This is a genomic window from Micromonospora sp. NPDC049101 (assembly GCF_040648675.1).
Taxonomy (GTDB): domain Bacteria; phylum Actinomycetota; class Actinomycetes; order Mycobacteriales; family Micromonosporaceae; genus Micromonospora.
Genome location: NZ_JBEZED010000005.1, coordinates 191,818 through 216,805 on the forward strand (window position 1 = coordinate 191,818; position 24,988 = coordinate 216,805).

At 70.7% G+C, this 24,988-nt stretch carries 25 protein-coding genes; 19 read left to right on the plus strand and 6 right to left on the minus strand.

The window, feature by feature from the left end:
- Positions 1-112 precede the first annotated feature (112 nt).
- Positions 113-1,657: a GGDEF domain-containing protein gene (locus AB0B57_RS08775; protein ID WP_357066858.1), complete on the minus strand. Its 1,545-nt coding sequence runs from the start codon at positions 1,655-1,657 to the stop codon at positions 113-115.
- 74 nt (positions 1,658-1,731) lie between these two features.
- Between AB0B57_RS08775 and prmC the strand changes: the two genes are divergently transcribed.
- From prmC to AB0B57_RS08795, 4 genes are all read left to right on the plus strand, one after another.
- Positions 1,732-2,679 (plus strand): peptide chain release factor N(5)-glutamine methyltransferase, encoded by a 948-nt coding sequence (prmC, locus tag AB0B57_RS08780; protein WP_357066860.1) that lies wholly within the window; start codon positions 1,732-1,734, stop codon positions 2,677-2,679.
- Positions 2,679-3,326 carry an L-threonylcarbamoyladenylate synthase gene (locus AB0B57_RS08785; protein ID WP_357067216.1) on the plus strand — a complete coding sequence of 216 codons (648 nt, stop codon included), beginning with the start codon at positions 2,679-2,681 and terminating at the stop codon, positions 3,324-3,326. Before prmC ends, AB0B57_RS08785 begins: the two co-directional genes overlap by 1 nt.
- Positions 3,327-3,938, plus strand: a complete 612-nt coding sequence (locus AB0B57_RS08790) for a phosphotyrosine protein phosphatase (RefSeq protein WP_357066863.1) — start codon at positions 3,327-3,329, stop codon at positions 3,936-3,938.
- A gap of 106 nt (positions 3,939-4,044) precedes the next feature.
- Positions 4,045-6,159 (plus strand): transglycosylase domain-containing protein, encoded by a 2,115-nt coding sequence (locus AB0B57_RS08795; protein ID WP_357066865.1) that lies wholly within the window; start codon positions 4,045-4,047, stop codon positions 6,157-6,159.
- A 191-nt stretch (positions 6,160-6,350) separates the two neighbouring features.
- On the opposite strand, the gene AB0B57_RS08800 is transcribed toward AB0B57_RS08795, so the two are convergent.
- Positions 6,351-7,814 (minus strand): SDR family oxidoreductase, encoded by a 1,464-nt coding sequence (locus AB0B57_RS08800; protein ID WP_357066868.1) that lies wholly within the window; start codon positions 7,812-7,814, stop codon positions 6,351-6,353.
- Between the two features lie 35 nt (positions 7,815-7,849).
- Between AB0B57_RS08800 and glyA the strand changes: the two genes are divergently transcribed.
- The 13 genes from glyA to AB0B57_RS08865 all read left to right on the plus strand — a co-directional run bounded on the left by glyA (position 7,850) and on the right by AB0B57_RS08865 (position 18,889).
- Positions 7,850-9,139: a serine hydroxymethyltransferase gene (gene glyA, locus AB0B57_RS08805; protein ID WP_357066870.1), complete on the plus strand. Its 1,290-nt coding sequence runs from the start codon at positions 7,850-7,852 to the stop codon at positions 9,137-9,139.
- The gene (locus tag AB0B57_RS08810; RefSeq protein ID WP_357066872.1) at positions 9,132-9,557 is read left to right on the plus strand and encodes a hypothetical protein; all 426 of its coding nucleotides are present in this window, start codon (positions 9,132-9,134) and stop codon (positions 9,555-9,557) included. Before glyA ends, AB0B57_RS08810 begins: the two co-directional genes overlap by 8 nt.
- A gap of 189 nt (positions 9,558-9,746) precedes the next feature.
- Positions 9,747-9,983 carry a hypothetical protein gene (locus AB0B57_RS08815; protein ID WP_357066874.1) on the plus strand — a complete coding sequence of 79 codons (237 nt, stop codon included), beginning with the start codon at positions 9,747-9,749 and terminating at the stop codon, positions 9,981-9,983.
- 11 nt (positions 9,984-9,994) lie between these two features.
- The gene (gene atpB, locus AB0B57_RS08820; protein WP_357066876.1) at positions 9,995-10,792 is read left to right on the plus strand and encodes a F0F1 ATP synthase subunit A; all 798 of its coding nucleotides are present in this window, start codon (positions 9,995-9,997) and stop codon (positions 10,790-10,792) included.
- Positions 10,793-10,858: 66 nt separating this feature from the next.
- The gene (locus AB0B57_RS08825) at positions 10,859-11,101 is read left to right on the plus strand and encodes an ATP synthase F0 subunit C (protein WP_357066878.1); all 243 of its coding nucleotides are present in this window, start codon (positions 10,859-10,861) and stop codon (positions 11,099-11,101) included.
- 28 nt (positions 11,102-11,129) lie between these two features.
- Positions 11,130-11,669 (plus strand): F0F1 ATP synthase subunit B, encoded by a 540-nt coding sequence (locus AB0B57_RS08830; RefSeq protein ID WP_357066879.1) that lies wholly within the window; start codon positions 11,130-11,132, stop codon positions 11,667-11,669.
- Positions 11,669-12,490 (plus strand): F0F1 ATP synthase subunit delta, encoded by an 822-nt coding sequence (locus tag AB0B57_RS08835; protein WP_357066881.1) that lies wholly within the window; start codon positions 11,669-11,671, stop codon positions 12,488-12,490. The genes AB0B57_RS08830 and AB0B57_RS08835 overlap by 1 nt, the downstream gene beginning before the upstream one ends.
- A 169-nt stretch (positions 12,491-12,659) precedes the next feature.
- Positions 12,660-14,312, plus strand: coding sequence for a F0F1 ATP synthase subunit alpha (gene atpA, locus AB0B57_RS08840; RefSeq protein ID WP_357066883.1), 1,653 nt, complete (start codon positions 12,660-12,662; stop codon positions 14,310-14,312).
- 4 nt (positions 14,313-14,316) lie between these two features.
- Positions 14,317-15,246, plus strand: a complete 930-nt coding sequence (locus AB0B57_RS08845) for a F0F1 ATP synthase subunit gamma (protein ID WP_357066885.1) — start codon at positions 14,317-14,319, stop codon at positions 15,244-15,246.
- Positions 15,246-16,682: a F0F1 ATP synthase subunit beta gene (gene atpD, locus AB0B57_RS08850; RefSeq protein WP_357066887.1), complete on the plus strand. Its 1,437-nt coding sequence runs from the start codon at positions 15,246-15,248 to the stop codon at positions 16,680-16,682. The genes AB0B57_RS08845 and atpD overlap by 1 nt, the downstream gene beginning before the upstream one ends.
- A 223-nt stretch (positions 16,683-16,905) precedes the next feature.
- Positions 16,906-18,051, plus strand: coding sequence for an LCP family protein (locus tag AB0B57_RS08855; protein WP_357067218.1), 1,146 nt, complete (start codon positions 16,906-16,908; stop codon positions 18,049-18,051).
- A gap of 88 nt (positions 18,052-18,139) precedes the next feature.
- The gene (locus AB0B57_RS08860) at positions 18,140-18,421 is read left to right on the plus strand and encodes a F0F1 ATP synthase subunit epsilon (protein WP_357066889.1); all 282 of its coding nucleotides are present in this window, start codon (positions 18,140-18,142) and stop codon (positions 18,419-18,421) included.
- Positions 18,422-18,433: 12 nt separating this feature from the next.
- Positions 18,434-18,889, plus strand: a complete 456-nt coding sequence (locus AB0B57_RS08865) for a DUF2550 domain-containing protein (RefSeq protein ID WP_357066891.1) — start codon at positions 18,434-18,436, stop codon at positions 18,887-18,889.
- Positions 18,890-19,223: 334 nt separating this feature from the next.
- Here AB0B57_RS08865 and AB0B57_RS08870 read toward each other — a convergent pair whose 3' ends face one another.
- Positions 19,224-19,796: a cob(I)yrinic acid a,c-diamide adenosyltransferase gene (locus AB0B57_RS08870; protein WP_357066893.1), complete on the minus strand. Its 573-nt coding sequence runs from the start codon at positions 19,794-19,796 to the stop codon at positions 19,224-19,226.
- On the opposite strand from AB0B57_RS08870, the gene murA reads away from it, so the two are divergent.
- Together murA and AB0B57_RS08880 are read left to right on the plus strand one after the other, a co-directional pair.
- Entirely contained in the window at positions 19,795-21,237 is a 1,443-nt protein-coding gene (gene murA, locus AB0B57_RS08875) for a UDP-N-acetylglucosamine 1-carboxyvinyltransferase (protein ID WP_357066895.1), read from the plus strand. The genes AB0B57_RS08870 and murA overlap by 2 nt on opposite strands.
- A gap of 163 nt (positions 21,238-21,400) precedes the next feature.
- A complete protein-coding gene (locus AB0B57_RS08880; protein ID WP_357066897.1) occupies positions 21,401-22,249 on the plus strand; it encodes a 3-hydroxyacyl-CoA dehydrogenase family protein in 849 nt (282 codons plus the stop codon).
- Between the two features lie 43 nt (positions 22,250-22,292).
- Here AB0B57_RS08880 and AB0B57_RS08885 read toward each other — a convergent pair whose 3' ends face one another.
- From AB0B57_RS08885 to AB0B57_RS08895, 3 genes are read right to left on the minus strand one after another with little or no spacing between them, the layout of a single operon-like run.
- Complete coding sequence (locus AB0B57_RS08885; protein WP_357066899.1) at positions 22,293-23,105, minus strand: alpha/beta hydrolase-fold protein; 813 nt, start codon at positions 23,103-23,105, stop codon at positions 22,293-22,295.
- Positions 23,106-23,153: 48 nt separating this feature from the next.
- Entirely contained in the window at positions 23,154-23,999 is an 846-nt protein-coding gene (locus tag AB0B57_RS08890; protein ID WP_357066901.1) for an ABC transporter permease, read from the minus strand.
- The gene (locus AB0B57_RS08895; protein WP_357066903.1) at positions 23,996-24,847 is read right to left on the minus strand and encodes an ABC transporter ATP-binding protein; all 852 of its coding nucleotides are present in this window, start codon (positions 24,845-24,847) and stop codon (positions 23,996-23,998) included. Before AB0B57_RS08895 ends, AB0B57_RS08890 begins: the two co-directional genes overlap by 4 nt.
- Positions 24,848-24,988: the final 141 nt, after the last annotated feature.

Here is a 24,988-nt window from a genome sequence, read left to right on the forward strand (position 1 = left end):
CGCCACCCCTCGTCGATCTTGGAGTTGTGGTGGGCGGATTGTCACGCCGCACGGCCTTCGTGAGGCACCACAACTCCTTGATCGACGCCAGCTCGCGCGGGCGCGCGGGCGATCAGCTCGCGCGGGGGCGGGACTTGGCGCGGAGCATCTCCCGGTCGGCCTGCTCGAAGGCGACGCTGAGCGCGTCCCGCAGCCCGCCGCCGGAGACCTCCGCGAAGCCGATGCTCACTCCCACCGGGGTCCCCGGCACCAGCGACTCCCAGTCTTCGAGTCGGACGGCGGCCTCGATCCGGCGGGCCACCTCGGCGGCCTCGGTCATGCCGGTGTCCGGCAGCACCACCACGAACTCGTCCCCGCCGTAGCGGGCCACGAAGTCACCCCGGCGCATCACCCGGTTGATCACCCCGGAGATGCGTTGGAGCACCAGGTCACCGGAGTGGTGCCCGTGGCGGGTGTTGACCGCCTTGAAGCCGTCCAGATCACAGACGCCGATCACCACCCGCTCGCCCCGCCTGACCACGGCGGTGATGTAGCGCTCCAGCCGGCGCCGGTTGGGTAGCCCGGTGAGCGGGTCGGTCAACGCCTCGCCCTCGAATCGTGCCGCCTCGCGGCGCATCTCCTCGTGGTCGATCCGGGCGGCGATGCCGTCGATGTAGACGTCACGCAGCCGATCGTTGCGTTGGGCGGCGAGCCGGAACGCCAGCCGGTCGGCCCGGTGCGCCGCCGGATGGTCACCGGCACAGGCCAGTGCGATGCTGCGCAGGCGGGCCGGCTCGGCCGCCCCGAGCGTCTCGTTGGACACGTGGATGGTGTCCAGTCGGGTGACCGCCTCGATCGGCCGCCCGTCGGCGACGGCGAGGCACACCTGCCCGAGCTGACGCATGTCGCGGGCGCGGGCGCTGTCCCCACCGTGGCTGATCAGGCGGGCCGGTTCGGTCTTCCGGTCGGTCTCCAGTTGGTCGCCGAGCGCGGCCTGCCGGGCCGCCGCGTAGCCGTACGCGGCGAGGCTGCTCGGGCGTAGCCGGCCGGCCCGCCCGGAGCGGACGAAGCGGGCCAGGTCGGCGGCCACGTCCCGGAGCACCCGCAGGCAGCCGTCGCTGTCGCCGTTGTGGTCCAGTGCCACGGCGTTGCGCAGCCGGATGCCGGGCGCGGCGAACGTCTCCTCGGGGATCCCGGCGGTGAGCCCGAGCTGCCGGGCCCGTTCGATGGCCCCCAGGGCGTACCCGTGGAAGCTGAGGTAGCTGTACGCCATCGCCAGGTCGTGCCAGCCCCAGGCGGTGTCCCGGTCCGGGTCCTCGACGGCGCCCAGCGCCCGGGCGGCTCGGACGAGGTGCGTGACGCAGCGGTCCAGTGCGCCCTGGTGGTGGGCGGCGAGGGCGGCGAGTGCGTTGAGGTGCCCGTGCAGGTACGGTTCGGCGAGATCACGGACGGCCGCCGACGCCTCCTCGATGGCCCGGGTGAACTCCGCCGTGCGACCGAGATTGATCAGTGCGGAGAGGCGCTGCACCATCGCGTCCGCCCGTGCCGCCGGGTCGGTCGTGGTGCGGATCACACGCTCCAGCAGCACGTACGACTCCGCGGAGCGGCTGGCCTCCTGCAACGCCCGGGCGCGCGTGAGGGCATCAACCTGGTCATCGACCCGGTCGAGCCAGCCCACCCGCCAACCTCCTGTCGTGTGCGCCGTCCGCGCACCCGTTGGTCGCGCCGCCCGCGACGCATCATGATTATCGCGTGACCACTCTGCCGCAACACCCCCCCGAAGGGACAGGTCCCGTCCGCCCGTCGGCCGCGGTGGCCCGAGCGGCCCGCGCGCTCGCCGCCGCCGGGGTCGGCTCGGCCCGGGTGGAGGCCGAGGTGCTGGCGGCGTACGTGCTGGGGGTGCCCCGCGGTCGGCTGGCGCTCGCCGACGACCTCAGCGGCGAGCAGGTGGCGCGGCTCGACGGCCTGACGCGTCGGCGTGCCGCGCGCGAGCCGTTGCAGCACCTGACCGGCCGGGCCGGGTTCCGGCACCTCGAACTGTCGGTCGGCCCGGGTGTCTTCGTGCCCCGGCCGGAGACCGAGTTGTTGGCCGGCTGGGGCATCGAGCAGGCCCGGGGGCGGGTCGACCCGGTGGTGGTCGACCTGTGTAGCGGCTCGGGCGCGATCGCGCTGGCGGTGGCGCAGGAGGTGGCGGGTGCGCGGGTGATCGCGGTGGAGCGGTCCCCGCAGGCGCTGGCCTGGCTGCGGCGCAACGCGGCGGAGCGGGCCGGGGCGGGGGACCGGCCGATCGAGGTGGTCGAGGCCGACGTGACCGCGCCGGACCTGCTGGCGGCTCTGGTGGGCTCGGTGGACGTGCTGCTCTGCAACCCGCCGTACGTGCCCGACGACGTGGTGGTCCCGCCGGAGGTGGCCGGGCACGACCCCGCCGAGGCGGTCTTCGGCGGCGCGGACGGCCTGACGGTGATCCGTCCGGTCGTCGGCCGGGCGGCGGTGCTGCTGCGCGCGGGCGGCGTCTTCGGGGTCGAGCACGACGACACCCACGGCGCGGCGGTCCCCGGCCTGCTGGCCGAGGACGGCGGATTCACCGCCGTCACGGAACATCTGGACCTCACCGGACGGCCCCGTTACGCCACCGCGTCCCGACGGGCGGACGGCCAGCACGCCCCGGCCGGGGCGGCGTGGCAGACTGACTCCTCGTGATGCTCTACGACTGTCGGTCGCCCGCCGATCGGGACCGCGGCATCGCCGCGGCGATCGAGGCGGTCAAGAACGGCGAGCTTGTCGTCCTCCCCACCGACACCGTCTATGGGATCGGCGCGGACGCGTTCACCCCGTACGCGGTCAAGGCCCTGCTGGATGCCAAGGGCCGGGATCGGCAGATGCCGCCGCCGGTGCTGATCGGCTCGCGGCACACCCTGGACGGGTTGGTCTTCTCGCTGCCCACCGCCGCACGGGACCTGGTGGAGGCGTTCTGGCCGGGTGCGCTGACGATCGTGGTCGAGCACTCGCCGAGCCTGCAGTGGGACCTGGGCGACAAGACGGGCACGGTGGCGGTGCGGATGCCGCTGCACCCGGTGGCCCTCGAAGTGCTGCGCGAGACCGGCCCGATGGCGGTCTCGTCGGCCAACAAGACCGGTCAGCCCGCCGCGGTGACCGCCGAGGAGGCACGGGACCAGCTCAGCTACTCGGTGCGGGCCTACCTGGAGGCCGGTCCGTGCCCGGACCCGGTGCCCAGCACGATCGTGGACCTGACCGGTGAGGTGCCGCAACTGCTGCGGGCCGGTGCGATCCCGCTGGAGAAGCTGCGCGACGTCGTGCCGGACCTCGTCGACGTCCGGGGGGTCTGAGTGCCCCCGTTCACGGTCCTGCACGTCTGCATGGGCAACATCTGCCGCTCCCCGATGGCGGAGCGGCTGCTCGCCCTCGCGGTGCGGGAGCGGTTGACCCGGCGTGCGCAGGACCCGACCCAGGCCGACGGGCTGGTGCACAGCCACAGCGCCGGCACGGGTGGTTGGCACGCGGGTGAGGAGATGAACCCGCCGGCGGCCCGGCAGGTCACCGGCCGTGGTGGGGACGTGGAGGGGTTCGCCGCGCGCAAGCTGCGCTCGGACCACATCGACGCCGCCGACCTGGTCCTGACCGCCACTGCCGACCAGCAGGAGTACGTGGTGGCGCTGCGACCGGACGCGGCGGCCCGCACGTTCGTGCTGGGCGAGTTCGGCCGGCTACTGGCCGCGGTGGACGCCGCCGCGTTGCCGCCGGGCGACGCGACCCCGGATGCCGTGTACGCCCGGGGTGTGGCCCTGGTGGCCGCCGCTCACGATGCCCGGGTGGGCACCTCGACGCTGCCGACGGACGATCTGGACGACCCGTGGGGTCGTGGTGACCAGTGCTTCAGCCGGGTCGCCGACGAGATCGAGGAGACGGTCCACCCGCTGGCCGGCGCGCTGCTGCCCTGAGCGCGGTGCGAGTTTCCTCCGGGTTTGGGGAAAACCCGGGGTGAAAGGGGCGTTGCGGGTCATTCTGAACGGGTCCTAGCGTGACCGGCTCCTGCGGGGAGAGCTGATGATCCGGGCCCATTTCCACAAACTGCTGACCGTGGTGATCGCCGGCGTACTCGCCGGGTTGGTGCTGGCCGCGGCCGCCCTGCCGGCGGCACTGGTGTTCGGGATCGGCTTCAGTGCCCTGTCCACGCCGTACTCGGAGCTGCCGAACACGCTCCGCACGCCGCCCACCGCCCAGCGCTCCAACCTCTACGCCAACGACGGCACCACCCTGATCACCTCCTTCTACCAGGAGGACCGGGTGGACGTGCCGCTGCACGAGGTGGCCCCGGTGATGCGCCAGGCGATCGTGGCCGCCGAGGACGTCCGGTTCTACCGGCACAGCGGTGTGGACCTGCGGGGCGTGGTACGCGCGTTCACCGTCAACCGGCGCGACGGCCAGACCCGGCAGGGCGCCTCCACGCTGACCATGCAGTACGTCCGCAACGTGCTCAGCAGCGACCCCCGGCTGACCGAGGCGCAGCGCGTGGCGGCCACCGAGGTCACCACCGCCCGCAAACTCCAGGAGATGCGGTACGCGCTCGCGTTGGAGCGCGAACTCGACAAGGAGGAGATCCTCACCCGCTACCTCAACATCGCCTACTTCGGCGCCGGGGCGTACGGCATCGCGGCGGCCAGCAAGCGCTACTTCTCCCGCTCTCCGGCCGAGCTGACCCTGGCCCAGGCGGCACTGCTGGCCGGTCTGGTCCGCTCGCCGGACAGCGACGACCCGATCAACGGTGACGCCGACAGCGCGCTGGCGCGGCGGTCGTACGTGTTGGAGCGGCTGGTGGAGTCGGGGCAGGTGCCGGCGGACGCGGCGACGGCGGCGCGGGCCGAGCCACTGCAACTACGGCCCAGCGAGACCCCGAACGACTGCACGGCGGTGCCCGAGACGCACAACGACTGGGGGTTCTTCTGCGACTGGTTCACCCGCTGGTGGAGCAGCCAGTCCGCGTTCGGGGCGACGGCCGACGAGCGGCAGCGGGCGCTACGCCGGGGCGGCTTCTCCATCGTGTCGTCGCTGGACCCCGGGGTGCAGCGGGCCACCACCGAGCAGGTGCTCAAGATCTATCAGCCGACCGATGCCGAGACGGTGCCGACCGCGGTGGTGCAGCCGGGCACCGGACGGGTGCTGGCGATGTCGGTGAACCGCGCCTACGGCGTGCGGGACAACCCGGTCGGGCAGAAGAACCGCCCCAACACCGTCAACCAGTTGATCGCCGGTGGCGGTGCGATCGAGGGGTACCAGGGCGGTTCGACGTTCAAGCTCTTCACCATGCTGGCCGCGCTGGAGGCGGGCCTGCCGCTGTCGACCGACTTCGTGGCCCCCACCCAGTTGCTCACCCGCTTCCCGGTGACCGGGGAGGCGAGCTGTGACGGCCACTGGTGCCCGGCGAACGCCAGCCCGTCGGCGATGGACGGCCCCCGCACCATGTGGAGCGCGTTCGGCCGGTCGGTGAACACGTACTTCGCCTGGCTCACCGAGAAGGTCGGCGCCGACCGGGTGGTGGAGATGGCCGAGCGACTCGGCATCGTGCTCCGGGCCGACGCCGACGCCCGACTGGCCCGCTACGGCGCGAAGGACTGGGGTCCGTTCACCCTGGGCGTTGCCGCGACCACGCCGCTGGACCTGGCCACCGCGTACGCCACGGTGGCGGCCGAGGGGATCCGGTGCGCGCCGCTGCCAGTGGTGTCGATCACCGACTCGGGCGGCCGACCGGTCGACGCCGCCAAGCCGGACTGCCGACAGGTGCTCGACGCCGACGTGGCGCGGGCGGCCACCGACGCGGCCCGCTGCCCGGTCGGCGACCAGTCGATGTACGGGCGTTGCGACGGTGCCACCGCGCCCGGCCTGCGCGCACGGCTCGGCCGTCCGGTGGCGGGCAAGACCGGCAGCTCGGAACGGTACGAGACGGAGACGGTCGTGGCGTTCACACCGCAACTCGCGGTCGCCTCGATGGCGGCGAACCCGGACGACCCCCGCGACGCGGTCGGTCAGGCCGTACAGGCCCGGATGGTCGACGCGGTCGGCGAGGTGCTCGCCACCGCCCTGCGCGACCAGCCGATTCGCGACTTCGTCCCGCCCAGCGAGCGCACGGCCTACCAGCTGACCGAAGCCCGCACCGGCAACTGACTCGACAGCGAACCGTACCTAAGAGGCGACAGGGACCACCCTCCACCGTTCCCTTTGCTCTGCACCCGCGGATGCGACGGCTACGTTCCGTGATCGGTGCATATCGGGGTGCAGAGCAAAGGGGTCGGGGGTGGGGTGGTCTGCCGTGCCCCTTCGCCGCGCGACAGGGACCAACCCGACCCGACTGCCGATCAGGGAGTTTGTTCGGCGTTGCGGGCTATGTTGCGGGCCATTCCGCCGAAGACCAGCGCGTGGAAGGGCGCCACCGAGCCCCAGTAGGCGTGGCCGGCCAGGCCGCGGGGCAGGAAGACCGCGCGTTGCTGGTAGCGGCTGCGGCCACCCTCGGCCGGCAGCACCCGCATCTCCAACCAGGCCCGGCCGGGCAGCCGCATCTCGGCGCGCAGGCGCAGCAGCTCGCCGGGGACGATCTCCTCGACCCGCCAGAAGTCCAGCGCCTCGCCGACCTGGAGGCGGTGCGGGTCCCGTCGGCCGCGACGCAGCCCGACCCCGCCGACCAGCCGGTCCAGCCAGCCGCGCACCGACCAGGCGAGTGGGAACGAGTACCAGCCGTGTTCGCCGCCGACCCCCTCGATGACCCGCCAGAGCGCCACGGCCGGCGCGTCCACGGTTCTCTCCCGGACGTCGGTGTAGGCGGTGCCGCCGGACCAGCCCGGGTCACTGGGCAGTGGCTCGGCGGGCGCGTCCGGGCCGCTCGCGGTCGACCAGCGGGTCTCCACCTGGGCGTCCCGGACCTTGGCGAGCGCCAGCGCCACCGCGTTGTCGAAGCCGGTCAGCCCGCCGGACGGGTCGGGAACGTACCGGGCGATGTCGTGTTCGTGGGCGACCGCCTCGTGGATCAGGCTCTCCACCAGGGGGCGGGCGATCGCGTTCGGCACCGGGGTGATCAGGCCGACCCAGTGCGAGGAGAGCGACGGGGTGAGCGGGCGGACCGGCACGATGATCCGCCGGCGCAGCCCGGCCACCCGGGCGTAGCGCTGCATCATCTCGCGGAAGGTCAGCACGTCGGGTCCGGCGATGTCGAAGCCCCGGCTGACGTCCGGCGGCAGGTCGACGCAGCCGGCCAGGTAGCGCAGCACGTCGCGGACCGCGATGGGTTGGATCCGGTTGCGCACCCAGCGGGGGGTGACCATGGCGGGCAGCCGCTCGGTGAGGTACCGCAGCATCTCGAACGACGCCGAGCCGGAGCCGATGATCACCGCGGCCCGGAGCACCGCCGTGGGCACACCGCTGGCCAGCAGGATCCGGCCCACCTCGGCGCGGGACCGCAGGTGCGGGGAGGGGACCTCCGCGTCGGACGCCGGCTGCGGCCCGCCCAGGTAGACGATTCGGCGTACGCCCGCCGCGCGGGCCGCCGCCGCGAAGTTCGTCGCCGCCGCCCGGTCGGCCGCCTCGAAGTCGGGCCGGCCGAGTGAGTGCACCAGGAAGTACGCGACGTCCACGTCGGCGAAGGCGGCGGGCAACGTGTCCGGCCGGCTCAGGTCCCCCTCGACGATCTCGGCCGCCGAGGCCCAGGGCACATCGCGCAGCCGGACCGCCTTGCGGGCCAGGCACCGCACGGTGTGACCCTCGGCGAGCAGCAGCGGCGTCAGCCGCCCGCCGATGTATCCGGTGGCTCCGGTGACCAGGCATCTCACAGGTCCCAGTGTGCGGCCCCCTAGACTCGTTCGCTGTGGAGACCGAGACGAGCACCTTCTGGGGGCCGGATTTCGCCCAGCTCAGGGCCACCGACCCGGAGATCGCCGGGGTGGTCCTCGGCGAGCTGGACCGGTTGCGGGGTGGCCTGCAGCTCATCGCCAGCGAAAACCTGACCTCGCCGGCGGTGCTGGCCGCGCTCGGTTCGACGCTCACCAACAAGTACGCCGAGGGCTATCCGGGCCGGCGCTACTACGGCGGCTGCGCCGAGGTGGACCGGGCCGAGGAGATCGGCATCGCCCGGGCCAAGGAGCTCTTCGGGGCCGAGCACGCCAACCTCCAGCCGCACTCCGGGGCGAGCGCCAACCTGGCCGCGTACGCCGCGCTGGTGCAGCCGGGGGACACCGTGCTGGCGATGGACCTGCCGCACGGCGGGCACCTCACCCACGGCAGCCGGGTGAACTTCTCCGGCAAGTGGTTCCGCCCGGTCGGTTACCCGGTCCGCCCGGACACCGAGCTGATCGACTACGACGAGGTACGGGATCTGGCGCGGACGCACCGACCCAAGCTGATCATCTGTGGCGCGACCGCGTACCCCCGTCTGATCGACTTCGCCCGGTTCCGGGAGATCGCCGACGAGGTGGGGGCGTACCTGATGGTGGACGCCGCGCACTTCATCGGCCTGGTCGCCGGCCGGGCGATCCCGTCCCCGGTGCCGTACGCGGACGTCGTCTGCGCCACCACCCACAAGGTGTTGCGCGGCCCGCGCGGCGGCATGATCCTCTGTCGCGAGTCGCTGGCCCAGCGGATCGACAAGGCGGTCTTCCCGTTCACCCAGGGTGGCCCGCTGATGCACGCCGTCGCGGCCAAGGCGGTCGCGCTGCGCGAGGCCGCCCAGCCCGAGTTCCAGACGTACGCCCGGCAGGTAGTCAGCAACGCCCAGGCGCTCGCGGCCGGGTTGGCCGACGAGGGGATGCGCCAGGTGTCCGGTGGCACGGACACCCACCTCGCCCTGATCGACCTGCGGGAGGTGGGGGTGACCGGCGCGGAGGCCGAGCGACGCTGCGACGCCGCGTCGATCACCCTGAACAAGAACGCCATCCCGTACGACCCGCAGCCGCCGATGGTGGCCTCCGGCCTGCGGGTGGGCACTCCGAGCGTGACCACCCAGGGCATGCGGGAGGGGGAGCTGCGGCAGGTGGCCACCCTCATCACCCGCGCGGTGCGCACCGATCCCGGAGCACCGGGTGGTGCCGACGAGCTGACCCGGATCGGTGCCGAGGTGGCCGAGCTGGTCGCGGCGTTTCCGGCGTACCCCCGTGGCTGAGCCCGGGGTGGTCGCGCCCGAGACCGATCGGCGGTGGCGGCTGCGGCACCTGCCGGTCCTGTTGGGTGCGTCGGCGGCGTTGGCGGTGCTCGCCGCGGTGGTGGGCGGGGTGACCGACGGCGCGACGGCCGCGCTCGGCGCGGCGGCTGGCGTGGGCGTCACGGTGCTCAGCTACACCCTCACGACAGTGGTGCTGGCCTGGGCCGACCAGATCAACCCACAGTTGCTGCTGCCGCTGGGGCTGGGCCTGTACGCGGTGAAGTTCACCCTCCTGGGTGTGGTGATGGTGGCGGTGGCCTCGTCCGGTTGGGCCGGATTGATCCCGCTCTGCCTCGGCATCGTTGCCGGGGTGGCAGTGTGGACGGCGGTGCACATCTGGTGGCTGACCACGGTGCACGCTCGCCGACCGCGGGACTGACCTGGCCACGACCCGGTCGTCCCACCTGTCGGACGCGCGGCAACGTGTCGGCCTCCGGTCATTTTGCGACGGGCGGAAGGGGAGTACCGTGCCCACAGACGACGGAGCCCACGAAGTGCCCACACAACGACGGTTGTGCGGGGGGTGAGGCACAGCCTCGTCTTCCCAGCTGATATCGTTCGCCCCGTCATGGCTGGTGACCAAACCCCCCGTCCCGCCGGCGAACCGGACGACATTCCGTCCGGCGCCGGTCAGGGTTGGACCGCGCTCAGCTACCTCATCGGAGGCATGCTCGTGTGGGGTTTCGTTGGCTGGCTGGTCGACCAGTGGCTCGAGACCGGCGGCATCGCCACCGGCATCGGCGTCGTGCTCGGCATGACCGGGGGCATCATCCTGGTCGTCCGCCGGCTCGGCACGCCTACTTAGGAAGGGACGCGGTGTTCGGACAGGCGAACGTTCTGGCAGCGGGCCAGGCGATATTCCCACCCAGCGTGGAAGACTTCTACCTGCCCAGCATCCTGCCTTGGGGCGCACACGACTCCTACTGGTTCACCAAGATCACGGCGATGGTCTGGATCGCGGTCGGCGTCCTGATCATCTTCTTCCTGGCGACGTACCGGAAGCCGCAGCTCGTGCCGACCAAGAAGCAGTGGCTCGCCGAGTCGATCTACGGTTTCGTGCGGAACAACATCGCGGTCGACATGATCGGGCACGCGGGTGTGCGGTTCGCTCCGTACTTCACCACGCTGTTCTGCTTCATCCTGGTGACGAACCTGTTCGCGATCGTGCCGGTTTTCCAGATCTCTCCGAACTCGCACATCGCGTTCCCGGTGATCCTCACCGCCATCAGTTACGTGATGTTCATCTGGATCGGCATCCGCAAGCACGGCTTCTTCAAGTACTTCAAGTCGGCGATGATCCCGCCGGCTCCGTGGTACATCCTGCCGATCCTGGTTCCGATCGAGTTCGCCTCGACCTTCCTCTTCCGGCCGTTCACTCTGGCCGTCCGTCTCTTCGCGAACATGTTCGCGGGTCACATGATCCTGCTGGTCTTCACGCTCGGCGGGTTCGCGATGATCCAGTCGAACGCCTGGCTGGCGCCGGTGTCGGTGCTGTCCTGGGTGATGACCGTGGCGCTCACCTTCCTCGAGTTCCTGGTGATCGTTCTGCAGGCCTACGTCTTCACGGTGCTGTCCGCGAGCTACGTGCAGGGCTCGCTCGCCGACGGGCACTGATCCACTTCGCACCAACCGTTGTCGTCCCGCGTGACAGTCACGCGTGATCACCAGGAGGAACCACCAATGGACGCTAGCGTTCTCGCCGAAGTAACCGGCAGCACCGCCGCCATCGGCTACGGCCTCGCGGCTATCGGCCCGGGCATCGGCGTCGGCCTGGTCTTCGCCGCCTACATCCAGTCGACCGCCCGCCAGCCGGAGTCGTCCCGGATGACCCTGCCGTACGTCTGGATCGGCTTCGCCGTTATCGAGGCCCTGGCGCTGCTGGGTGTCGCGTTCGGCTTCGTCTGGTCCGGCACCGCCGGCTGATCCAGCCCCTCTGACCGGGAGGTTTCCCATGTACTTCCTTGCCGCCGAGGGTGGTGAGACGACCCACAACCCGATCATCCCGCTCTGGCAGGAGCTGATCGTCGGTTCGGTTGCCTTCGCCGTGCTCTGCTTCGTGCTGATGAAGTTCGTCTTCCCCCGCATGGAGCAGACGTTCCAGGCTCGGGTCGACGCGATCGAGGGCGGCATCAAGCGTGCCGAGGCCGCCCAGGCCGAGGCGAACCAGCTGCTCGAGCAGTACCGTGCCCAGCTCGCTGAGGCCCGGACCGACGCCGCCAAGATCCGTGACGACGCGCGGGCCGACGCCGAGGGGATCCGACAGGACATCCTCGCCAAGGCGCGGGAAGAGTCCGACCGGGTCATCCAGGCGGGCAAGGACGCACTCGCCGCCGAGCGGGCCACCATCGTGCGCGAGCTGCGCGCCGAGGTCGGCACGATCGCGGTGGACCTGGCCAGCAAGATCGTTGGCGAGTCGCTGGCCGACGAGGCGCGACGCAAGGGCACCGTCGACCGGTTCCTGAGCGGCCTCGAGAGCACGGGGGCCCGCTGATGCAGGCCGCCAGCCGGGAGTCGTACAAGGTCGCGGCCGAGCGCCTCGACGCGTACGTCCGCGGCGCGGAGCCGTCGGCGGTGGCCTCCACCGCCGACGCCATCCTCTCCGTGGCGACCCTGCTGCGGCGTGAGCCGCGGCTGCGCCGGGCGCTCTCCGAGCCGTCCCGGTCCGGCGAGGACCGCGGGGCCCTGCTCGGCGACATGCTGGGCGGGCGGATCGGCGCGGACGCGCTCGACCTGCTCGTGTCGCTCGTCGCCGGCCGGTGGTCGGCACCGTCGGAGCTGCTCGACGGTGCCGAGCGGCTCGGCGTGGAGGCGCTGCTGGCCAGCGCCGACTCCGCCGGAGAGCTGGGCGAGGTCGAGGACGAGCTGTTCCGCTTCGGTCAGGTCGTGGCCGGTCAGTCGGCGTTGGGCAACACGCTCGCCGACCCGGTCGCCCCGGTCGAGCAGCGGGCCACCCTGGCCCGCGAGCTGCTCGCCGACAAGGCCCGCCCGGTCACCGTCCGCCTCGTCGAGGTGGCGCTCAGCGGGTTCGGGGGGCGCTCCTTCACCGGCGCGTTGACCCGGCTGGTGGAGCTCGCCGCCGAGCGGAGCGACCGGCAGGTGGCGTACGTGACAGTCGCGGCCCCGTTGAGTGACGAGGACGAACGCCGGCTGGGTGCGAGCCTCGCCGCGATATACGGTCGAGAGGTCTCCGTCAAGCAGACGGTCGACCCGCACGTCCTGGGTGGCGTGAGTGTGCGGGTCGGTTCCGACCTGTACGACGGCACCATCCTGCGCCGCCTCAACGAGACCCGCAACGCGCTCGCGAAGCGCTGAACGGCTTCGCCGCCCAGCAATGCGGTGGCTTCGCCGCCCAAGCGATGCGGTGGCTCCGCCGCCTCAGCGTTTGGGGCGGCTTCGCCGCCGCAGCGCCCGGAATGACAGACGCCATTCGGACCGGTCGGTACTAGGTATCCCGGGCCCCTGAATTTTAAGGAAGCAGAGGATGGCCGAGCTGACCATCTCGACGGAGGAGATCCGCGGCGCCCTGGAGCGCTACGTCTCTTCCTACTCGTCCGACGTCTCCCGCGAGGAGGTCGGCACCGTCGCCGACACCGGTGACGGCATCGCCCACGTCGAGGGCCTGCCCTCGACCATGACCAACGAGCTCCTGGAGTTCGAGGACGGCACGCTCGGCGTGGCGTTGAACCTCGACGTCCGGGAGATCGGTGTCGTCGTTCTCGGTGACTCCGCCAAGCTGGAGGAGGGGCAGCGCGTCAAGCGCACCGAGCGGGTTCTCTCCGTTCCGGTCGGCGATGCCTTCCTCGGCCGCGTGGTCGACGCGCTCGGCAAGCCGATCGACGGCCTCGGCGACATCGCCAACGAGGGCTTCCGCGAGCTGGAGCTGCAGGCTCCGAACGTGATGTCCCGCCAGTCGGTGTTCGAGCCGCTGCAGACCGGCATCAAGGCCATCGACGCGATGACCCCGATCGGTCGGGGCCAGCGGCAGCTGATCATCGGTGACCGTAAGACCGGTAAGACCACCGTCGCCCTGGACGCGATCCTCAACCAGCGGGACAACTGGCGCACCGGCGACCCGAAGAAGCAGGTCCGCTGCATCTACGTCGCCATCGGTCAGAAGGCCTCCACGATCGCCTCGATCAAGGGCCAGCTGGAAGAGGCCGGCGCGATGGAGTACACGACCATCGTGGCCTCCCCGGCGTCCGACCCGGCCGGCTTCAAGTACCTGGCCCCGTACACCGGCTCGTCCATCGGGCAGCACTGGATGTACGGCGGCAAGCACGTCCTGATCGTCTTCGACGACCTGAGCAAGCAGGCCGAGGCGTACCGCGCCGTGTCGCTGCTGCTGCGTCGCCCGCCGGGCCGTGAGGCGTACCCGGGTGACGTCTTCTACCTGCACTCCCGCCTGCTGGAGCGCTGCGCGAAGCTCTCCGACGAGCTGGGTGGCGGCTCGATGACCGGTCTGCCGATCATCGAGACGAAGGCCAACGACATCTCGGCCTTCATCCCGACCAACGTCATCTCGATCACCGACGGCCAGATCTTCCTGGAGACCGACCTGTTCAACCAGGGCGTCCGTCCGGCGATCAACGTCGGCACCTCGGTCTCCCGGGTCGGTGGCGCCGCGCAGGTGAAGCCGATGCGCAAGGTCGCCGGTTCGCTGCGGCTCAACCTCGCCCAGTACCGCGAGCTGGAGGCGTTCGCCGCCTTCGCCTCCGACCTGGACCGGGCCTCCCGGGCCCAGCTCGACCGCGGTGTACGCCTCGTCGAGCTGCTCAAGCAGCCGAACTACTCGCCGTTCCCGGTCGAGCAGGAAGTCGTCTCGGTCTGGGCCGGTGTCGAGGGCAAGCTCGACGACATCCCGGTGGGCGAGGTCCGTCGCTTCGAGGCGGAGTTCCTCCAGTACCTGCGGCACAAGCACCAGGGTGTGCTGGCCGGGATCGCCGACAACCAGTGGGGCGACGACATCGTCGGCTCGCTGGACGCGGCGATCGCCGAGTTCAAGCAGGTCTTCCTCAACAAGGACGACGAGCGCACGGTCAACGACGCGCCGGCCGCACCGCTTGAGGGCGACGAGAACCGCGAGACGGTGACCCGCTTCCGCGACAGCGCGACCGACCGCCCGGCCGAGAGCTGATCTGATGGCCGCCCAGGTACGCGTTCTTCGTCAACGGATCCGCTCGGCGAAGTCGATGAAGAAGATCACCAAGGCGATGGAGCTCGTGGCGACGAGCCGGATCGCCAAGGCTCAGGCCCGGGTGCAGGCGTCCCTGCCGTACGCCCAGGCCATCACCGGTGTGCTCACGGCGCTGGCGTCCAACGCTCGGATCGACCACCCGCTGCTCACCCCGCGCGAGCGGGTGCGGCGGGCGGGCGTCCTGCTGGTCACCAGTGACCGTGGTCTGGCCGGCGGCTACAGCTCCAACGCGATCAGGATGGCGGAGTCGCTGATCGCGCGGCTCAAGGCGGACGGCAAGGAGCCGGTGCTCTACGTGATCGGGCGTAAGGGCGTCGGGTTCTACCGGTTCCGCAACCGGCCGATCGAGGCGAACTGGACCGGCTTCAGTGAGCAGCCGTCGTTCGAGGACGCCCGTACCGTCGGTGAGACGCTGATCAAGGCGTTCACGGCCGGTGCGGACGACGCCGACGGCAGTGCCGGGGCGGACGGGGTGCTCGGCGTCGACGAGTTGCACATCGTCTACACCGAGTTCCACTCGCTCATGACGCAGAACCCGGTTACCAAGATCATTGGTCCGATGCAGGTGGAGGACCGGCCGCCCTCCGAGGGGCTGCTGCCGGCGTACGAGTTCGAGCCGGAGGCGGAGGCGCTGCTCGACGCGCTCCTGCCGAGGTACATCAACACGCGGATCTACGCGGCGTTGATCGAGTCGGCGGCGAGTGAGTCGGCGGCACGGCGGCGGGCGATGAAGAGCGCCACCGACAACGCCGAAGAGATGATCGAGAAGTACACGCGCGAGATGAACTCGGCTCGCCAGGCCGGGATCACCCAGGAGATCAGCGAGATCGTCGGCGGCGCCAACGCGCTGGCCGCGTCGGGAAGTGAAGTGTGATGACTGCACCAGTAGAGACCAAGACGGCCACGGGTCGCGTGGTCCGGGTCATCGGCCCGGTCGTCGACGCCGAATTCCCGCGCGACGCCATGCCGCCCCTGTTCAACGCCCTCAACGTCACGGTGAACCTGTCCGGCGGTGAGAAGACGCTGACCCTGGAGGTCGCCCAGCACCTGGGTGACAACCTGGTCCGTGCCATCTCGATGCAGCCGACCGACGGTCTGGTCCGTGGCGCCGAGGTGCGCGACCGCGGTGAGCCGATCACGGTGCCGGTGGGCGACGCGGTCAAGGGCCACGTGTTCAACGCGATCGGCGAGGTGCTCAACCTCAAAGAGGGTGAGACGTTCGAGGCCGACGACCGGTGGGGCATCCACCGCAAGGCCCCGGCCTTCGCGGACCTGGAGCCGAAGACCGAGATGCTGGAGACCGGCATCAAGGTCATCGACCTGCTCGCCCCGTACGTCAAGGGCGGCAAGATCGGCCTGTTCGGCGGCGCGGGCGTGGGCAAGACGGTGCTCATCCAGGAGATGATCACCCGGGTTGCCCGCAACTTCGGTGGTACCTCGGTGTTCGCCGGCGTGGGTGAGCGCACCCGTGAGGGCAACGACCTCATCGCCGAGATGACCGAGTCCGGCGTCATCGACAAGACCGCACTTGTCTACGGCCAGATGGACGAGCCGCCGGGCACCCGGCTGCGGGTGGCGCTCTCCGCGCTGACCATGGCGGAGTACTTCCGCGACGTGAAGAAGCAGGAGGTGCTGCTCTTCATCGACAACATCTTCCGCTTCACGCAGGCCGGTTCCGAGGTGTCCACCCTGCTCGGCCGGATGCCGAGCGCCGTGGGTTACCAGCCGACCCTGGCCGACGAGATGGGCGAGCTCCAGGAGCGGATCACCTCGGTCCGGGGCCAGGCCATCACCTCCATGCAGGCGATCTACGTGCCGGCGGACGACTACACCGACCCCGCCCCGGCCACCACGTTCGCCCACCTGGACGCGACCACCAACCTGGAGCGGTCGATCTCCGACAAGGGCATCTACCCGGCGGTCGACCCGCTGGCGTCCTCGTCCCGGATCCTCGCCCCGGAGTTCGTCGGTCAGGAGCACTTCCAGGTCGCCACCGAGGTGAAGCGGATCCTGCAGCGCTACCGCGACCTGCAGGACATCATCGCCATCCTCGGTATCGAGGAGCTCTCCGAGGAAGACAAGATCACTGTGGCGCGGGCCCGGCGGATCGAGCGCTTCCTCTCGCAGAACACCTACGCGGCGGAGCAGTTCACCGGCGTACCGGGCTCGACGGTCCCGATCAAGGAGACCATCGAGGCGTTCCGGAAGATCAGCGAGGGTGAGTACGATCACTTCCCCGAGCAGGCGTTCTTCATGTGCGGCGGTCTCGAGGACCTGGAGCGCAAGGCTGAGGAGCTGATGAAGGGCTGATCAGCCCCGATTCGACCCGTAACAAAAAGACTGCCCCGGCAATGCCGGGGCAGTCTTTTGTTCACCTTCGCGTCTTACCATCGTCGCGGTCCGTTACTCGGGGTCGTTCGTTGCGCGCCACCCGAGATACGGTCGATCCGCACGCTCACCCGACGAGCGTTGATCTTTGCAACCTTTCGACGACGTGCGCCCGTCTTCCCTCGTGTGGGCGTAACGAACGGAGCTGCTCGTGGGTAAGGCCGGCAAGCGTGGCCGCAAGTCGTCCGTCTGGCGGGGCGTCCCGCGCTGGGCCAGGATCTGCACGGTGTTCGGCACCGTGCTGGTCGTGCTCAGCGGTGCGGTGCTGGTCGGCGCGGAGGTCCTGATGGCCCGCTACGAGGGCGCCGTCGGCAAGGCTGACCTGTTCGGCGACCAGGCGGCCGGCGCCCAGCCGAAGAAGAGCGACATCAAGGGCCCACTCAACATCCTGCTCGTCGGCATCGACCCGCGTACGCCCACGGCCGCGCCGTTGGCCGACTCGATCATGGTGTTGCACGTGCCGGCCTCGATGGACCGGGCCTACCTGTTCTCGCTGCCGCGCGACCTCTACGTGCCCATCCCGGCGTTCAAGAAGGCCGACTTCCCCGGCGAGACCACGAAGATCAACGCCGCCATGTCGTTCGGCAGCAAGGTGCCGGGAGCGAACCCCGACGCGGCGCGCGGCTTCGAACTGCTGGCCACCACGGTGCAGAACGTGACAGGCATCAAACGGTTCGACGCCGGCGCCATCATCAACTTCACCGGCTTCCAGAAGATCGTCGATGCCATGGGCGGCGTCGACATGTACATCGAGCGCGAGGTCAAGTCCGAGCACAAGCAGCCCGACGGTAAGCCGCGGCCGGGCAAGACGTACGGCGAGGGCTACGTCGGCCCGCAGGCGATCTACAAGAAGGGCAACCAACACCTCAGCGGGTGGCAGGCCCTGGACTACGTCCGGCAGCGTTATCCGAAGAACGGCGTCCCGGACTCCGACTACGGCCGGCAGCGCCACCAGCAGCAGTTCGTCAAGGCCATGGTCGGCCAGGCGTTCAGCGCCGACGTGGTGGCCAACCCGATCAAGTTGGACAAGGTGCTCCGCGCCGCCGGCCAGTCGCTGATCTTCAACGGTCGGGGCAGCAGCGTTGTCGACTTCGGGCTCGCCCTGAAGGACATCCGCCCCAACACCATCCAAATGATCAAGCTCGCCGGTGGTGAACTCACGAACAACAGGGGTGTCTATCTCGGCGAGCAGTTCCAGCCGGCCGTTGCGGACTTCTTCACCGCCCTGCACAGCGAGCAGCTCGATCCGTTCCTGCTGGAGCATCCGGACTTCGTCAACAAGACCAAGTAGTCGTGACGCGGTTCTCGCCACCCGCGTTGGGAGCGCCTGTGCGTCAGGCTAGACTTTCGGCAATCCGTCGCCGCAGCAAGGAGACAGCGTGGCAAAGCAGCTTCACGTCGAGCTCGTCGCCGTCGAGGAGAAGGTCTGGTCCGGTGACGCAGAGATGCTCGTCGCCCGGACGACCGAAGGCGAGCTCGGTGTCCTGCCGGGGCACGCGCCGCTGCTCGGCCAGCTCGCGGAGCCCGGTCAGGTCCGCATCAAGCTCGCCGGCGGTGAGCAGGTCTCCTACGAGGTGGCCGGCGGCTTCCTCTCGGTGAGCGCCGACGGCGTCATCGTGCTGGCCGAGAGCGCAACCCCGGTCTCCGCGCAGAGCCGCTGAGTCACACCGGGGATGGACATCGTCGAAGGAATCGGGATCGGCGTTGTCGTCATCGTCGGCGCGCTGCTCACCCTCTTCGTCCGGCGAGCCCTGGTCACCCGCAGCGGTGGCATCATCCGGCTCAGCGTCCGCGTCACCACCATGCTCGACGGCCGTGGCTGGTCGCCCGGCTTCGGCCGGTTCGCCGGTGACGAACTGCGGTGGTACAGGATGTTCAGCTTCGCGATCCGACCCAAGCGGGTTCTCTCCCGCAAAGATTTGGCGGTCGAGCGCCGACGACTCCCGGAGGGTCAGGAACGGCTCTCCATGCCGGCCGACTGGGTGATCCTCCGGTGTACCAGTCACCACGCACCGGTGGAGATCGCCATGGCGCGGTCGACCGTCACCGGTTTCCTGTCCTGGCTCGAGGCCGCCCCTCCGGGGGCGGTCTCGCCGCGTATGGCCTCCCAGGACTGGCCGGCTGCCTGATCGGGTCGTCTGTGGTTGCTCCTGGGTTCTTGGGGGCCCCGCCTGGCTCGCTTGTGGTTGCGCTCGGGGTTTCCGGGGGAGCCCACCCGGCTCCGGGCGGTCAGGCTTGATCCCTGCGCCGGGCGGGCTCCCCCGGAAACCCCATGTTGCCGCTGTGCGTCGGTCTGGCGCGGTTTTCGACTCGACTCTCTTGAAGTCGGGGTGTTCCGCTGGGCTGGATGCCGCGTATTCATGATCCCGAGTGGATCATGGGGGCGGGAGTCGGGCCCTGGCTACGCGTGGTGGCGGGCAGATTGGGAACTCATACCTCGACGTGGTGCGGTGCGCCGACGTTCTAGCGCTTGCCGCCCGGCACCCATAGCACGTCTCCCGCCGGATTTGCCGTTCTTGACAGGATAAAGAGCAGATCGGAGAGCCGGTTGAGATACTTTGCCGGGAGCGTGCTGGTTCGTTCCGGATCGTGGCTGACCAGCGCCCACGCTGCCCGTTCGGCGCGCCGGGCGGTGGTCCGCGCCACGTGCAGCAGCGCCGCGCCCGCGGTGCCGCCGGGGAGGATGAAGGAGTCGAGCTTGCTCAGGCGTGCGTTGTACTCGTCGCACCAGCCTTCCAGGCGCTCGACGTACTCCTCGGTCACCCGCAGCGGCGGGTACTTCGGCTCCGGTTCGACCGGGGTGGACAGGTCGGCGCCGACGTCGAACAGGTCGTTCTGCACCGACCCCAGCACGTCCCGCAGTTCCTGGTCGAGCCCGCCCAGGACGAGCGCGACGCCGATCGCCGCGTTGCACTCGTCGACGTCCGCGTACGCGGCGATCCGTGGATCGGTCTTCGGCACCTGCTCGTTGTTGCTCAGCCTGGTCATGCCGGCGTCGCCGGCCTTGGTGTAGATGCGCGTGAGGTGGACGGCCATGACGCACAGCCTACGGATTCCCGACCTGACCATCCCGGCGCGGCCGGACAGCGCCCCCAGTTGGCCGGTGGTGGTGGGCCCCGGCGACGCGGGCGACCCGGCGGTCAACGATGTCGACGTCATTCGGGTCCACGGTGACGTCCGGCTGGCCGGCACCGTACACGTGGTCGGCGCCAAGAACTCGGCCCTGAAGTTGATGGCCGCCGCGCTGCTCGCCCCGGGCCGCAGCGTGATCACGAACGTTCCCCGGATCACCGACATCGCGATCATGGGCGAGGTGCTGCGTCGGCTGGGCTGCGACGTCCGGTTCGACGCGGACGACCCGGTCGACCCGATGGTCGCCCGCGGCGGCGTGGCCCGGTCCCGTTCGGTGACCATCGACGTGCCCGAGCAGCCCGGGGCGGAGGCCGACTACGACCTGGTTCGCCGGTTGCGCGCCTCGATCTGTGTGCTCGGCCCGCTGCTGGCCCGCCGGGGGTACGTGCGGGTGGCCCATCCCGGCGGTGATGCCATCGGGTCACGAGGGCTGGACATGCACATCTCCGGGCTGACCCGGATGGGCGCGGAGATCTCCGGTGAGCACGGCTTCGTCATCGCCTCCGCTCCGCACGGGCTGCGTGGCGCGGAGATCGTGCTGGATTTTCCCAGCGTCGGCGCGACCGAGAACCTGGTGATGGCGGCGGTGCTGGCCCAGGGCGTCACGATGATCGACAACGCGGCCCGGGAGCCGGAGATCGTCGACATCTGCACGATGCTCAACCAGATGGGCGCCCGGATCTCCGGCGCGGGCACGTCCACCCTGCGGATCACCGGCGTGCCGGGTCTGCACCCCGTCCGGCACGCCACGGTGGGGGACCGGATCGTCGCCGGCACCTGGGCGTTCGGGGCGGCGATGACCCGGGGCGACGTGACGGTGACCGGGCTGGACCCGGCGTACCTGGAGGTCGCGCTGGACAAGGTGGTCGCGGCCGGCGGCCTGGTGGAGACCCGGGGGGACGGCTTCCGGGTACGGATGGACGACCGGCCCCGGGCGGTGGACGTGGTGACGTTGCCGTACCCCGGCTTCGCCACCGACCTGCTGCCGATGGCGATCGGGCTGGCCGCGGTCAGCGACGGCGCCTCCCTGATCACCGAGAACATCTTCGACGGCCGGTTCATGTTCGCCAACGAGATGATGCGGCTCGGCGCGGACATCAAGACCGACGGGCACCACGCGGTGGTCCGTGGGCGGGGTCGGCTCTCCGGTGCCCCGGTCCAGGCGACCGACATCCGTGCCGGTGCCGGGCTGATCATCGCCGGGCTGTGTGCGCTGGGGGTCACCGAGGTCTCCCACGTGCATCACGTCGACCGGGGCTATCCGGACTTCGTGGCCGACCTGCGGGCGCTCGGGGTGGCGGTGGAGCGGGGCACCACACCGCAGGAGCCGTCGCTGGAGATCTGAGGCCGGAACCCCGCCACCCGGCCCGACCGCCACTTAGCCATCGTTCAGGCTCGCCGACTAGGGTCTGTGTCAGAGTCCTGGGCCCGCCACGGGCCGGCCCGGGGCTTCGACACAGACCCTTAGGGTGCCAGGCAGGCACCCAATCGCAGCGAGGGAGAAGTAGATGGCGGGTCGACTCGCGGTCGTCGGGGCGGGGTTGATGGGCTCCGGCATCGCCCAGGTGGCGGCGCAGGCGGGCTGGCAGGTGACGCTGCGCGACCTGGACGACGCGGCCACCACCCGAGGGCTCGGCGGCATCCGGAAGTCACTGGAGAAGTTCGCCGAGAAGGGCAAGATCGAGGCGTCCGAGGTCGAGTCGACGCTGGCCCGGATCACCCCGACCACCGACCTGGAGGCGGCGGCGGACGCGGACATCGTGGTCGAGGCCGTCTTCGAGCGGCTGGAGATCAAGCACGAGGTGTTCCGCGCCCTCGACAAGATCTGCAAGGCCGACGCGGTGCTCGCCACCAACACCTCGGCCATTCCGGTCACCCAGATCGCCGCGGTGACCGAGCGGCCGGAGGCGGTCGTCGGCACCCACTTCTTCTCCCCGGTGCCGATGATGCAGCTCTGCGAGCTGGTCCGCGGTTACAAGACGAGCGACGCCACGCTGGCCACCGCACGGACCTTCGCCGAGGAGGTCGGCAAGACGGTGGTGGTGGTCAACCGGGACATCGCCGGCTTCGTCACGACCCGGCTGATCACCGTTCTGGTCGCCGAGGCGGCCAAGCTGGTGGAGTCCGGCGTGGTGTCCGCCGAGGACCTGGACACGGCCTGCCGCCTGGGCTTCGGGCACGCGATGGGCCCGCTGGCCACCATCGACCTCACCGGCGTGGACGTGCTGCTGCACGCCATGAAGAACATCTACGCCGACACGGCCGACGAGAAGTTCTTCCCGCCGGAGCTGCTCCAGCGGATGGTCACCGCCGGTGACCTGGGCCGCAAGAGCGGCAAGGGTTTCTACACGTACTGAGACCGGCAGCCGCGCGGGCCCGTTCGCGGGCCTCGCGGCCGGCTCAGGTGGGGCCGGCCGGCGCGTCCAGCGCCGCCGCGACGAAGTCCAACGCGCTGGGGACGACCGAGCCCCAGTAGTGGAAGTCGTGTCGGCCGTCGGCGTACTCCACGCGGACCGCCGGCTCCGGCAGGGCCCGCTCCAGCGCCTGCACGTCGTCGAGGAAGTCGTCCTGCCGACCGCACCAGAGGCCCAGCGGGGTGCCGCGCAGCCGGTCGACACCGGCGAAGACGGCGTCGCCGGGCGCGACGGCGGGGGAGCAGGCCGCCACCGCCCGGAGCAGGCCCGGCCAGGTCTCGGCGAGCAACAGCGAGCCATAGCCCCCCATCGACCAGCCCCAGGCCGCCAGCCGGGTGGTGTCGAAGCCCCGCTCGGCGCACCAGGCCGGCAACTCCTCCCGCACCATCCGTTGCGGGTCGTCTCGTCCGGCGGGGCGCCAGGAGAGGCGATCGCCTGTCGCTCCGGCGAGCACGAACGGCGGTGCGCCTCGGCGTACCGCGTCGGTCAGGAAGCGCCCCAGGCCGAGCCCGGGGAAGTCGCGTGCGGTGGTGGACGCGCCGTGCAGCACCAGGCAGACCGGCAGCCCCTGGCCGTCGCCGTGCCCGTCCGGGACGGCGGTGTAGAAGTCGACCGAGCGGCCCCGTGCGGTGGACGGCCGGCTGGTCAGGCGCTCGTCACCGGCCGGCGCGTCCGGGGGCGTCGGCCGTGCCGGCGAGGGACGGATCAGGTCGCGGGCCGCCCAGCCGAGCCCGACCGCCAGCGCCGTCGCTCCCGCACCAGCGAGCAGGAGACCACGCCGGGTTGGTCGAGCGGCCATCGGCAAAGTCTGACAGGCCTCGGGGCGATCCGGGGCCCAGGGAACGGGTCAGCCGTCGCGCTTGGTCGTCCAGCGGAAGGTGGTCAGGCAGAGCACCACACCGATCACGCACCACAGGGCCAACACCAGGGCGACCCGCCCCAGCTCGAACGAGCCGCCCGGCTCCTGGGCGCCGAAGCTCTCCGGCAGGAAGACCGATCGCAGGCCCTGGCACATCCACTTGAGCGGGAACAGCGCCGCGACCTGCTGCATCCAGGTGGGCAGGTCGGTGAAGACGAAGAACACCCCGGAGATGAACTGGAGCACCAGGGCGACCGGAGTGACCACCGCCGAGCCGCTGCGGGCGGTGCGGGCCAGCGACGAGATGGCGATGCCGCACAGGGTGCAGGCGGTCACCCCGAGCACGGCGACCCAACCGAAGGTCAACCACTTCCCGGCGGTGCCGGGCAGGTCGAGGTCGAACAGCGCCACCGCGACGGCCAGCAGCAGCGCGGTCTCGGCGATGCCGATCGCCACCACCATGATCACCTTGCCGGCGAACCAGACCCACTTGGGCATCGGGGTGCCCCGGTAGCGCTTGAGCACACCCCGGTCCCGTTCGATCGGGATCCAGATGCCGAGGTTCTGGAAGCTGACAGTCATCAGGCCGGTCGCGATCATGCCGGTGATGAAGTATTGGGTGAACTTGACCCCGCCGCCGATCGTGCCGCCGAAGATCGACGCGAAGATCAGGATCATGATGATGGGGAAACCCATCGTGAAGACCACGGACTCCCGGCTGCGCAGGAACTGGGTGATCTCCAGTCGGCCCTGGCGCAGGGCGAGCGCGCCAGCGTTCGGCCGCTGGCCCCGAGGAGCGGCGACCGCGGAGGCCGGTTTCGTCGTGGTCGTCATCGCGCGTGTCCGATCATCTTCAGGTAGACGTCCTCCAGGGTCGGCCGGGTCACCGTGAGCCCCGGCACCTCGCCGCCGTGGCGCGCGGCCAGATCGGCCACGAGGGCCGTCGGCGTCGCGCTCTGCGTGCTCTCCAGCGCCCCGTCCGGGGTACGCCAGGAAACCGTCGCCAGCGCCTCCTGCCGGTTGCCCAGCTGGGCGGGGGCGGCCACCGCGACCAGCCGGCCGCCGGCGATCACGCCGACCCGGTCGGCGAGCGCCTCCGCCTCGTCCAGGTAGTGGGTGGTCAACACGATGGTGGTGCCGGCGGCGGCGAGGTCGCGGATCAGCTCCCAGAACTCGCGGCGGGCCTCCGGGTCGAAACCGGTGGTCGGCTCGTCGAGGAAGAGCAGCTCGGGGCGACCGATGATGCCCAGCGCCACGTCCAGGCGACGCCGCTGCCCACCGGAGAGGCTGTGCGTACGGGCTCTCGCCTTGTCGGCCAGCCCGACCCGCTCGATCACCTTGTCCGGGTCGTCCGCGTCGGGATAGAAGCCGGAGAAGTGCCGGATCACCTCGGCCACGGTCAGCTCGTCGAACTCGCCGGTGCCCTGGAGCACGATGCCGACGCGGGAGCGCCAGTCGGCGTCCGGGTGCGCCGGGTCGGTGCCCAGCACGGTGACCTCGCCGGCATCGCGGCGTCGGTAACCCTCCAGGATCTCCACCGTGGTGGTCTTGCCGGCGCCGTTCGGCCCGAGCAACGCGAACACCTCACCGCGGTGGACGTCGAGGTCCACGCCCGCCACCGCGACGTTGTCGCCGTACGCCTTGCGCAGCCCCCGGACGGAGATGGCCAGCTCGTCATCCATGTCGTCAAGTGTGCGCCTGACCAGGCCGGCCCGGTGCCCCGGGGGTGGCGGTGCGCGCCACCGCGGCCGTTTCCCACCCGGACGTCCCCGACATGGACGTGTGTGGTTTTCCACAACCCGTTTTACCGGGGGGTAACTTAA